The organism is Enterococcus sp. DIV1444a (assembly GCF_051712125.1).
In the GTDB taxonomy this organism is placed as follows: domain Bacteria; phylum Bacillota; class Bacilli; order Lactobacillales; family Enterococcaceae; genus Enterococcus; species Enterococcus faecalis.
Genome location: NZ_JBIOOG010000001.1, coordinates 1,120,063 through 1,132,000, shown reverse-complemented (window position 1 = coordinate 1,132,000; position 11,938 = coordinate 1,120,063). Strand labels below are relative to the sequence as shown.

The window sequence follows — 11,938 nt, the reverse complement described above, 5'->3', positions numbered from 1 at the left end:
TTTATGATTTATTTTGGCGTAGTTTTAAAATATAAATGATTAACGCCAGAATAATTAAGATACAGCTGCCTATCACAAGATACAGAAGGATATTCGAAGCAGGACGTGTGACTTTGACTGCCTCATCATTCAATTTTTCATCTTCACCTTTAATTTCAAATGCTTTTTTCAATGTCCACTTTTTACCGTTTTGATCTTCCAACTGAATCGTCAATTCATACAACCCTTTTTTTAAGGCTTCGTCATTCCAACTAATCGGAAGTTCAAATTGACTACGTGGTGCTACAGAAATTTGTTTTGATAATTCGCGAATTTTCTCATTTTTTCCTTTTTTGGTAACAAAGGCGTTCATTTTCAATTGACTCATTAAAACTGGTGCTGGATTTTCAATTGTCGCGAACAGTGTTAAATAGCCATTTTCTAAACCTGGTTTCACCTTTGTTAACTGAAATACAGGTTCCATTTTTTTATTTTCAACAACAAGTTTTGCTCCGATTGTATAAGCAAATTTATTCGTTAAACTAAACCCTTTTACTTCTTTCTCTTTTCCATCTGTTAATTCATAACAATAAAATCCACCTAAAATCGTTCCTTCAAAACCATTTTTAGGAACATTTAATTGAAATGAAACTTCTTTTGTTTCTTTTCCTTGTAATTCGACTGTTTGTGACGGCGAAATCAATTCCTCAAATGTAGGACTACCTAATAATTTTTTCCCATGTTGTGAATAATCTAAAGCGCCATTTTTATTGGTAATCCCATTATTTGCATCGACACGGACTTTAACAGGCTGATCACTTACATTTTTCAAGCGTAACTTAAACTCTTGTGTACTTCCAGGGGTTACTTTTAAATCGTAATAACTAACAGAAGATTGCTGGTTTTCTGGTAAAATAGCTTCTGCTTCAAAATTAATCTGATTCCCCTCAGCGGAAGCCGGTGCAGACCACAAAACCAACCAGCTGACTAAACTAAGAAAAAAGATGGGAATAAAGGTTCCCCATCTTTTTAAAGTCTTACGCTGGCGCATCAGATAATCCCCATGTAATCGTTGCTGTGTAAGCTTGTGCTTCAACACCTGCACGTGGCACAAAAAGTTTTACATTTTCATTTTTACCTTTTTCCCCTTGGAATAAAGCAGCCCAGGCTCCTGCACCTTTACCTTTTTCAGCTGACATTAATGGTTGTGGTGAGTCATTTAACGTTAAACTATTTGATGCAATGATTGGTGCTTCTGATTGGTTACCTTCTGTAGTTACTTGACCATTGGCTAAGGTTAACTGCGCACCTTTTAAAACGTTTTGATTTGTTGCACCTTTAAATTCTGATATGGATGCGTATAGTGCCCAACCTTCTGCACCTCCACGGGTATCATTAACTTGGACAAATGGTTTTTCGTTCTGTGCAAAGTAAGTGGTATCGCCTTGTTGAATTTCTTGTTCACCAAAGCTAATACTTGAAGCGTACGGAATTGATAATGCACCTTCACCACCTGTAGATGGATTTTCATCTGTATCACCTGTTGGATCAACGACAGGTTTGACGTCTTTCCCAGAACCTGCTTTTAAAGTTACATCAGCTTGCGTGTCTTGTAAGGTTGCTTCATTTGCATAAACTGCTGGTCCCGCAATACTTAATGCTAATGCACTTAATGCAACACTTGCTAAAATTTGTTTTTTCATTCTAAAATTCCTCCTAAAATTTCTTGGTCACTTGCGACCTGCTTTTATTTTTACATCATTTTGAAATTTTAGTAAGAGTAAAAAAATTCTTTGTTTTAGAAAAAAAGTAAAAGTGCGTTGTTATTTTTTTGAAAATATACAAAAAGAACGATACTATTTTCAGCATCGTTCTTGTCTGGTTTTATTAACGTTCTTGTTTTACCGCTTCTAAAGCCGCTGTATTAATAATGTTCCAAGGTTTATCAAACGCTGGTTGGAAGAAGAAATCCGCATAGGCTAAGTCTTCAATCGTCATTTTGGCTTGAATCGCTAATGAAATAGCATTAATGTTTGCAGTTAAATCTGCTTTTGACATTAATTGAGCACCTAAAATTTGTGTTGTTTCAGGATCATACACTAATTTAAACCACGCTTTTTGTTTGTCTGGATTAAAGTCCATTAAGTAGTCTTCTACTACTGTCACCGCTTTTGTATCTTTTCCTAACTTTTGGGCCATAACTTCGTTAATCCCTGTAGACGCAAATTTATAATCAAAGACGGCCAAACCAGAAGATCCTTGAACACCAGGGAAAGGTTTAACTGGTTCCTCTAGATTTTTCACAGCAAAGCGACCTTGTTTACGAGCATTCGTTGCTAAAGCAATATTTACTTCTGTATCTGCAGGATTGTATTTAATTAACGTAGCATCCCCTACTGCAAAAACATCTGGCTCACTTGTTCGCATGTATTCATCCGTCTTGATTAGGCCATTCGGATGTAATTCCAAGGTACCTTTTAACCAAGCAGTGTTTGGACGAACGCCGACCGCTACAACGACCAAATCAGCATCGTAAGCATTTTTATCCGTAACGACTTTTTGTACACGGCCGTCGCCTTCGTAACGTTCAACTGTTTCACCAGTTGCAATGGTAATGTTATTGGCTTCCATCTCTTCTGTTAAAATATCTGTAAATTCTTTATCTAGATATACCCCTAATGGACGATCTAAAATGTCAATAACAGTAACCTTTTTGCCAGCTTTCGCAAATGCTTCGGCAGCTTCAATACCAATATAACCACTACCAATCACAACCACATTATTGACTTCCGGGTCTACTGTCTTTTGTTTTAATTTAATGGCCCATTGACGACCACGCATCAAGTAAATATTGTCCAAATCTTTACCTGGAATATCTAATTCAAATGGGACAGCCCCGGGACTGATGATTAATTTATCATAATTTTCAACACGTTCTTCACCTGACACTAAATCTTTCACTGTCACTTGATGTTCTTTTGGTTGAATCGCTGTAATTTCAGTATTAGAAAAGACATTCACACCACGGCTCTCCATTTTTTCGCCAGTCATATAACGAACAGAATTAACATCTTTCACTTTTCCTTCTAGATACAACTGCATGCCACAAGATAAGAATGAAATAAAATCACCTTTCTCATACCATTGAATTTCTGCATCAGGATGAAGATTTAGTAATTCCTCTACCGCTTCATAACCTCCATGTGATGATCCTAAAACAATAACTTTCATCGCTCGTTCCTCCCATATAATATTATTTCTTACTTAATAAAGAATATCATATCTCCTCAAAAAATAACAAGTAATATCCTCTTTATCATTCTCAATTAAGTTCTTTAAATGAGAATAAAAAGGAGTATCCTCTGTATTTCGCCACTTTTCAATTACTTTTTTTATTTACTAAAAAATAAAAAATACTAAATTCTGCGATACGATTGATAGGGGCGCCCCACTTTTAAATAGCTGTTTTTACTTTCTAAAAGGTTATTTTTTTCTAGAAACAACACATATTTGCGAACAGAAACATGAGAAAGCTGACTCGCTTCTGATAATTCTTGAATCGTAAAATAGTCTGTAAATTCGTCTATTTTTTTTAACAATAATTGTAATGTTGCTTGTGTTAGTCCTTTTTCTAAGGACAGGTTTTGAAGATCTTGTTCATTTTTACATGCGTTTGTCTGTGAAGAATGAAACAATTGATCTACTTTTGTTTGCGAAAGCGCCTCCGTTTCCAGCGTGAATTGAGCAGCTTTCTTCTGAAATTTTTCGATACTTTGTTGAAATCGCTCAAAAGAAAAGGGTTTAACTAAATAGTCTAAAACACCTAAGTGTAAGCTTCGCTTAACATTTTCCAACTCGTTAGCAGCCGTAATCAGGATGACTTCTGTATCAATTTTTTCATCTCTAATTGTTGCCAGATAGCTCAAGCCATTGCCATCTTTTAAATGAACATCTAATAAAACAAGTGCTGGTTGTTTTTCTTTCGTTAGTTGTAGACTTTCAGCAATTGTTGCCGCCGTAAAAATAGTCGGTTGGTGAATTAATTTTTCAAGATATTTTTGATGTATATATGCAACCATAGGATCGTCTTCAATAATCAATAGGTTCATTTTCCTCTGCTCCTTCGTAATGAACATTTATGCGAATGACAAGCCAATTGTTTTGTTGGTTTTCCCAAGTCAATGTCGCTTCCGCATTCTCTAATAATCTTGCCAAATAAGAAGTGAAAAACTCTTGCTCAAAACGTTCCAGTTGTTCTTTTGGATAAGCAAACGAATAAGTCGTCGTCAAACTTTCTGGCTGATAATCAATGGTTTCAATGATCTCTTCTGGTAACGGTTGTTCCATCAGGAAACGATGAATATATCGGTAGATAGCAATCAAATTTTGTGTATCTTCATCTCGTTTATTTGGTGGAATTTCTGGATAAATTTCAATGGCTAATTGCGTTTTAATTTCCGCAAACTTAATTCTTTCTCCACTTAAAAAACCAGCTAAAATAGGGTTCCTGACCAAAATAGCTAAGCGCTGTGCAAATTCCTTTTCTGGTTTCAATAAATCGGCGAGATAATTTTTTAGCGCCTCATAATCTTCTAAATCGACTAAGCCATAAATGACATGCATCTTATTCATAAATTCGTGTGATTGACTTTGTAATGCCGAAGCGTACGTTGTTGTGCTGACAAGCTGTTCTGCGACAATAAACGTTTCCGTCGCATTTTTCAGAAAGATAACATGCCCAATTGTTTTTTTACGGACATTAATCGGGGCGATTGAAACGAAATAATCCTGGCCATTTTGACGATAGAATTGCTCTGTTTTTGAATGTACGATTAATTTTTCAGGAGATAAAACCAATGCTGACAGTTTCTTTCCTAGTAAATTTTCTTCGCTATTTGTCATATTATGATACATTTTAGTTGCCTCAATATTTGCTAATAAAATATTTTGATCGGTATCAATCACAAGGATTGCGTCTTTTGTTTCCTCGAGCATGGCGTTTCGCTCTTCTAATAGACGAGCAATTTCTCTTGGCTCTAAATCGTGAAGTTGTTTTTTTAAATAATAAGAAACAACGATGGCTAAAATAAAGCCAAAACCAACACTTAAAAGGACGCTCACTGTGTAATCATTTTTTGTTCGTTCAATCAATTGTGAAAGTGAGGTCATTTTAATGCCCATTGCAACAACCCCAATTTGTTTTCCTTGATCATAGACTGGGACAAAACCTCGTAATGATTCCCCTAAACTCCCCTGACTAACAGACAAATGTTCCTCTCCTTTTAATGCTCGCACTTCGTCGCCACCTTCAAAATGCTTACCTATTTTTTGGCGATCAGGATGTGTTAAACGAATCCCTTGCATAGTCATAATCACGATAAAATCCAATTGATGGATGTTACCTAAACGAACCGTATACGCTTCCAATTCATCTGAATAATGATTATTCTTTAAGGCTTCAATAACATTCGGTTCAATAGCCAACTGTTCCCCGACTGCTAAAAGTGCTTGTTCTTGGTTTTTCTGAACTTCTTTAATTGTTTGGACTGTCGTTACTCCGTAAAAGAAAGTAATCATAATAATTAATGTTGCAATAAAAATCACTGACAAGAAGCACCATAATTTCCCGCCACGCTTCATTCCATCCCTCTTTTCTCTTCAAATAAAGTATAGCATAGGAAGATTTGGTTAAAAAACTTTTCTTTAGTTAAATTAATTAAATAATCTACTATCAAGAAAACGTTTACATTATGATGAATATAGATTAAAGTTATAGGAGGAAATAGCATGGAAAAGAAATTGCACGCAGCTGCTGCTAACGAAACAGATTGGCGCAATAAATTAACCAAAACAAGGATTGGTTCGGTTACGTTACCTATTTATCTTGTAACAGCTAGCATCATTCTCGTTACGGCTCTTTTAAAACAACTACCAGTCAATATGTTAGGTGGTTTTGCCGTAATTTTAACAATGGGTTGGTTACTTGGAACACTTGGTGGAAATATTCCTATTTTGAAACATTTTGGCGGTCCCGCAATTTTATCTTTATTAGTACCATCAATTATGGTCTTTTTCAATTTACTGAACCAAAATGTCTTAGACTCAACAGATATTTTAATGAAACAAGCAAACTTTCTCTATTTCTATATTGCTTGTTTGGTTTGTGGAAGTATCCTTGGAATGAACCGCAAAATTTTAGTCCAAGGTTTAATGCGTATGATTGTCCCAATGGCATTAGGAATGATTTTAGCAATGGGTGTTGGGACCCTTGTTGGAACGCTGTTAGGCCTCGGTTGGAAACATAGTCTTTTCTATATTGTCACTCCTGTTTTAGCTGGTGGAATCGGTGAAGGCATTCTTCCTTTATCCCTTGGTTATAGTGCCATTACAGGATTGCCAAGTGAACAATTAGTGGGGCAATTAATTCCCGCAACCATTATTGGTAATTTTTTTGCTATCATGTGTTCTGGTTTACTCAGTCGTTTAGGAGAAAAACGCCCTGAACTTTCTGGACAAGGTCAGTTGATTAAAATTACCAATTCAGATGATTTAAGTGATGCCCTAGAAGAAGACAAAGCACCAATTGATGTAAAATTAATGGGCGATGGTGTTTTAATTGCGTGTACCTTATTTATTACGGGTGGTTTATTGCAACATTTAACAGGCTTTCCTGGTCCTGTTTTGATGATTGTCGTTGCAGCCTTTTTAAAATACCTAAACGTAGTACCGAAAGAAACCCAACGCGGATCAAAACAGCTTTATAAATTTATCTCTGGTAACTTTACGTTCCCGTTAATGGTTGGCTTAGGTATGTTATATATTCCTTTAAAAGATGTCGTAGGAATGCTTAGCTGGCAATATTTTATTGTGGTGATTAGTGTTGTTTTCACTGTTATTGCTACAGGATTTTTCGTTTCACGCTTCATGAATATGAATCCCGTCGAGGCTGCCATTGTCTCCGCTTGCCAGAGTGGTATGGGTGGTACTGGCGATGTTGCTATTTTAAGTACAGCCAATCGAATGAACTTAATGCCGTTTGCACAAGTTGCGACACGTTTAGGCGGCGCCATTACAGTAATAACAATGACAGCTATTTTTAGAATGCTTTTTTAACCATACTTGAATTATTTAGGAGGAAAATGATATGTCAACAAAAGATGTAAAAGAATTAGCAATTGAACAAGCAAAAAAATTTGGGGGAAAATTAGCAGTCTGCCCTAAAGTTCCGATTGAAACAAAAGCAGATTTAGGAATTGCCTACACTCCAGGTGTTGCGGCTGTTTCTTCTGCCATACATGAAAAAAAAGAACGAGCTTACGAATTAACGACGAAGAAAAACACCGTTGCCGTTATTAGTGATGGCTCAGCAGTTTTAGGTTTAGGTAACATTGGTCCTGAAGCAGCGATGCCTGTCATGGAAGGAAAAGCCGCTTTGTTTAAACGCTTTGCTGGTGTAGATTCGATTCCCCTTGTTTTAGATACACAAGATACCGAAGCAATCATCCAAACAGTGAAATTTTTGGCTCCAACCTTTGGGGGGATTAACTTGGAAGATATCAGCGCTCCTCGTTGTTTTGAAATTGAACAGCGTTTAATCGACGAACTAGATATTCCCGTTTTCCATGATGATCAACACGGGACGGCGATTGTTGTTCTAGCAGCTTTGTACAACAGCTTAAAATTAATCGACAAGAAAATAGAGGACATTCACGTGGTAATCAATGGAGGTGGCTCTGCTGGTCTTTCAATCACAAGAAAATTTTTAGCTGCTGGCGTAAAACATATTATCATTGTTGACCGTACAGGGATTCTGAGTGAAACAGACACAGCTCTACCACCACACCATGCAGAAATTGCAAAGCTAACCAATCAGGAACATCGTACCGGTGATTTAGCTGCTGCACTTGAAGGCGCTGATGTCTTTGTTGGTGTTTCGGCACCAGGTGTTTTAAAACCCGAGTGGATTCAACAGATGAATGAGCAACCGGTTATTTTTGCAATGGCTAACCCAGTTCCTGAAATTTTTCCAGATGAAGCTTTAGCGGCAGGTGCTTATATTGTCGGAACTGGTCGTAGTGACTTTCCGAATCAAATTAATAATGTGTTGGCCTTCCCTGGTATCTTCCGCGGTGCCTTAGATGCTCGTGCGAAAAAGATTACGATTGAAATGCAAATTGCCGCTGCCAAAGGGATTGCAAAATTGATTCCCGATAATGAACTCACGCCGACGAATATTATTCCCGATCCGTTCCAAGAAGGAGTAGCCAAAGTCGTCGCCGAAAGTGTTCGTAACGCTGTCAAAGAAATAAATTAAAAAGAGAAAAAAGGAACAACTTAACTCAAGAGGAGTTAAGTTGTTCCTTTTTAAAACCTGAAACGATAATCTATTATTTAAAACTGATGTTAAACTCTTGCATATCTTTTTCAATATAAGCAAGTAATTTTTTATTTTCAAAGAAACGTGTAAAGTAGTACGCAATACGATAATCTTCCACAGCATCTAGTCCTAGCATTTGTTTATTAAACGCTTTTTCGTATAATAAGCAATCTAAAGAATAAATAGAACTGTGTGTCCGATTGATTTCAATTCCTTTATCACTTAATTCAATGCTCTTTGCATAGTCTTTAATTAATGAATAGAATTTTGCAGTATTATAATAAATACGGCATTGCTCTAAAGGATAATCTAATTTGAATTCGCTTAGCAATTGTAAAGATTTATCGTAATAAACTTTTGCTTTTTCAATATCATCTTCTAATTCATATAAAATACCAATCGCATTCATGCTCAAAATATTATAAATATTAATATCACGACTAATTTCAGAACCACGATGTAAATAGAACAATGCTTCGCTATTATTTTTCTTACCTAATAAACTCGTAATTCCCTTATAATAGAAAAATTTTGTTTCTAAAATTCTGTTTGAACTTTCGATATCATCTGGATAGTCTTTCAACAAATCATAGGCTTCATCGTGCTTAAAGTAAAAGCATAATTCTTCTACTTTATTTAATAAGCTTTCGAGTTTTTTCTCACTAGAACCTTCGATACATTCTTCCACTTGTAAGTCTAAACGTAGACATACAGATGAGAAAATGTCTAAACTGTCACACACATTTTTGTTTTCAATGTTACTAATTGTTGCTTGTGTACAAATTCCTTTTGCCAATTCAGCTTGCGATAATTTTTTCTTTTTACGCGCTGCTTTGATTTTTTCTCCCGCTACTCTCACAGTCAAAACTCCAATCTTTCTATTTTTTTTTGTATTAAACATACCATCATTTTACAGATAATGTTATAATGAAGCTATCATAATAAAGGAGGTGAAATATATGTTTGATTTACTTGCTTTATTAACTGGAATTACAGTATACGGAAATGCTCCTCATCAATAATTAGTGAGCTACATTACTGAATTTCTGACGGCTCTACCTATGCCAGTAGGTAGAGCTATTTTTTTATTCAAAATTATAAAATTAACAGTATTTCCAAAACCCCATCCTTAGTATAACACAAATTATAAATTATGCTAGATAGTTATCAAATTAACGTCATTACAAGGATGTTACGTTTTTACAACATCTTGTAAAACTAGACAAGGCTGTCCTCCTTTATCTAATACGTTCAATGATAGCGATAGTATCTTATGATAGAAACAACATGTACATTATAACAATTATTATTAAGAAAGCTACTTCTCAATAGGAGAAGTAGCGCTTCTCTCGTTACAGTTTTACTCTTCTTCTTCAGCCATGAATGTATTGAAAACTTCTTCAATCATGTCCCATTCAGCATCTGTTTCGATTTGTTGTAAGTCGCCTTCTGTTCCTTCTGCATTTTCTACATATGAGTAAGCTTGCAATTCAACATCTTCATCCTCAGGAATTCCTGCTGGATATAATAAAACATAATTTTTACCGAATTCTTCTTGACCATCGACAGTTAGTAAGATTTCGTATAATGTTTCATTTCCTTGCTCGTCTACTAAAGTAATGTGTTCATGTCCTTCATGATCATGATCGTGGTTGTGTTCTGTCATTCTTCTTCTCTCCCTTGATGTATTCAAAGCTCGATAATTATCGGCTGTGTGCATCTAAATAATTTTGTAGAATCATTACTGCTGCTAGTTTATCAATAACTTTTTTTCTTTTGGCTCTTGAAGCATCTGCTTGCTCCACCAAGAAACGCTCTGCTTGGACAGTTGTTAATCGTTCATCTTGATAGTCAACCGGTAATTGAAATAATTCTTGAATCTTATCACCATATGCTATCGATGCTTCAGCTCTAGGACCAATTGAATTATTCATGTTTTTCGGTAAGCCTACGACAAATTTCGTAACTTCGTATTCTTTCACCAATTCACCTAATCGCTCAAAACCAAAGTTTTCTTCATCTTCGTTGATACGAATAATTTCGATGCCTTGTGCTGTCCAACCTAATAAATCACTGACAGCCACGCCGACTGTTCGCGAACCTACATCTAGCCCCATGATCCTCATTTGACATCGATTCCGTGGTTCACTAAGTAATATTTGGTTAATTCTTCCATGATTTCATCGCGTTCATGACGACGAATTAAGTTTCGAGCATCTTGATAACGAGGAATGTAAGCCGGGTCCCCAGAAAGTAAATACCCTACTATTTGGTTAATAGGATTGTATCCCTTTTCTTCTAATGCCCGATATACGGTTTCTAACGTTTCACTGATTGCTTTTTTTCGATTATCATCAAAATCAAAGCGTACTGTTTCGTCTGTAAAACCCATTTTACTACACCTCACTTCTACTTTTATACAATTTCATTTTACTAGAAAAGAACCGAAACTACAAACAAAATTTCTTCCTCTTCTCTCTTTTTTGTTATTTCTTAGTCTTTTATTAATAAAGGCTTCGCAAAAAAATGACAGCCATCGATAATTTTAAAATTATAAAAACAAATCCACAACTTTATAAAACAAGAATAAAGCTCTGATAAATCGCCAGAATATCACCTTTCCCTTCAATTTATTTTGTGAAAAAATCGACGTTTTTCTTTCGAAAACTTTTAAATATCTATGATTAAATAATATCAGTCTTTTAATGTTACAATTCGCTAACAATCTGTTTACGATGTAATTTTTTGATTGCGGCTGTTATTTATTTCCTCTTTTTGATTGGTTTGTAGTACACTAGAAGAAAATACATAAAGTGAGGCTTGCTCAATGACTCCTGCTCATTTGGATTTACTTTTAGAAACCTGTTTGTTAGCTGGTAAAATTATGATAGAAAGTGATGCAGAAATGTATCGTGTTGAAGATACAATGAGCCGGATTGCGCTTGCTTCTGGCAACTATCGAATGGTTAGCTATGTGACACAAACTGGATTATTTGTTGGCATAGATGGGACCTCCACGATTCGGATGGTTCAAGTAATGAAACGTGGCATTGATTTAGAAAAAATCTCTCGTGTGAATCAACTGTCTCGTGCTTATGTAGCTGGTGATATTTCTTTAGAGGAATTATTAAATAAACTAAAAATGATTGATAGTGAACACCGACATTTTCCGATTAGCGCACGCATCGTTAGTGCGGCCGTTGTCAGCGGTACGATTATGATTCTTTTTGGTGGTGTCTGGTCCGATTTGTTCTTGACTTTTCTAATTGGTGGTTGCGGCTACAGTCTTTATTATTTCAGTTTAAAGTTTCTCAAGATTAAATTTTTATCTGAGTTTTTAGCTTCGTTATTCATTGGTGCAGCCGCTATTCTTTCAGTCAAATTGGGACTCGGACAATCACAAGATTTAATCATCATTGGTTGTGTCATGCCTTTAGTACCTGGTGTGCAAATTACCAATGCCCTTCGCGATTTGTTAGCTGGACACTACTTATCGGGTGTTTCTCGTGGGACTGAAGCATTAATGACTTCAGGAATGATTGGTTTTGGCATTGCTTTTGTCTTTCAACTTTTCTATTAAAA

Annotated in this window: 12 protein-coding genes; 3 read left to right on the top strand and 9 right to left on the bottom strand. The window is 35.7% G+C overall.

Features of this window, described 5'->3' with window-relative positions:
* Nucleotide 1: 1 nt before the first annotated feature.
* The 5 genes from IGI87_RS05670 to IGI87_RS05650 form a co-directional block, all read right to left on the bottom strand.
* Entirely contained in the window at nt 2-1,030 is a 1,029-nt protein-coding gene (locus IGI87_RS05670; protein ID WP_438736436.1) for a DUF916 and DUF3324 domain-containing protein, read from the bottom strand.
* Nucleotides 1,017-1,682, bottom strand: coding sequence for a WxL domain-containing protein (locus IGI87_RS05665; protein WP_280210246.1), 666 nt, complete (start codon nt 1,680-1,682; stop codon nt 1,017-1,019). Before IGI87_RS05665 ends, IGI87_RS05670 begins: the two co-directional genes overlap by 14 nt.
* A gap of 184 nt (nt 1,683-1,866) precedes the next feature.
* Nucleotides 1,867-3,210, bottom strand: a complete 1,344-nt coding sequence (locus tag IGI87_RS05660) for an NADH peroxidase (RefSeq protein WP_438736435.1) — start codon at nt 3,208-3,210, stop codon at nt 1,867-1,869.
* Between the two features lie 185 nt (nt 3,211-3,395).
* Nucleotides 3,396-4,088, bottom strand: coding sequence for a response regulator (locus tag IGI87_RS05655; protein ID WP_438736434.1), 693 nt, complete (start codon nt 4,086-4,088; stop codon nt 3,396-3,398).
* Entirely contained in the window at nt 4,069-5,619 is a 1,551-nt protein-coding gene (locus IGI87_RS05650) for a sensor histidine kinase (RefSeq protein ID WP_280210240.1), read from the bottom strand. The genes IGI87_RS05655 and IGI87_RS05650 overlap by 20 nt, the downstream gene beginning before the upstream one ends.
* Before the next feature lie 147 nt (nt 5,620-5,766).
* Between IGI87_RS05650 and IGI87_RS05645 the strand changes: the two genes are divergently transcribed.
* Nucleotides 5,767-7,092 (top strand): 2-hydroxycarboxylate transporter family protein, encoded by a 1,326-nt coding sequence (locus IGI87_RS05645; protein ID WP_438736433.1) that lies wholly within the window; start codon nt 5,767-5,769, stop codon nt 7,090-7,092.
* 31 nt (nt 7,093-7,123) lie between these two features.
* A complete protein-coding gene (locus IGI87_RS05640; RefSeq protein WP_104853775.1) occupies nt 7,124-8,293 on the top strand; it encodes an NAD(P)-dependent malic enzyme in 1,170 nt (389 codons plus the stop codon).
* 73 nt (nt 8,294-8,366) lie between these two features.
* Here IGI87_RS05640 and IGI87_RS05635 read toward each other — a convergent pair whose 3' ends face one another.
* From IGI87_RS05635 to ireB, 4 genes are all read right to left on the bottom strand, one after another.
* Nucleotides 8,367-9,215 (bottom strand): helix-turn-helix domain-containing protein, encoded by an 849-nt coding sequence (locus IGI87_RS05635; RefSeq protein WP_104853774.1) that lies wholly within the window; start codon nt 9,213-9,215, stop codon nt 8,367-8,369.
* A 501-nt stretch (nt 9,216-9,716) separates the two neighbouring features.
* Nucleotides 9,717-10,022, bottom strand: a complete 306-nt coding sequence (locus IGI87_RS05630) for a DUF1292 domain-containing protein (protein ID WP_002357933.1) — start codon at nt 10,020-10,022, stop codon at nt 9,717-9,719.
* Nucleotides 10,023-10,059: 37 nt separating this feature from the next.
* A complete protein-coding gene (ruvX, locus tag IGI87_RS05625; protein WP_113793845.1) occupies nt 10,060-10,482 on the bottom strand; it encodes a Holliday junction resolvase RuvX in 423 nt (140 codons plus the stop codon).
* A complete protein-coding gene (gene ireB, locus IGI87_RS05620) occupies nt 10,479-10,748 on the bottom strand; it encodes a regulatory phosphoprotein IreB (protein WP_104853772.1) in 270 nt (89 codons plus the stop codon). The genes ruvX and ireB overlap by 4 nt, the downstream gene beginning before the upstream one ends.
* A gap of 435 nt (nt 10,749-11,183) precedes the next feature.
* Here ireB and IGI87_RS05615 point away from each other — a divergent pair, with 435 nt between their 5' ends.
* On the top strand, nt 11,184-11,936 hold the full coding sequence (locus IGI87_RS05615; RefSeq protein WP_104853771.1) for a threonine/serine exporter family protein: 753 nt from the start codon (nt 11,184-11,186) through the stop codon (nt 11,934-11,936).
* Nucleotides 11,937-11,938 lie beyond the last annotated feature (2 nt).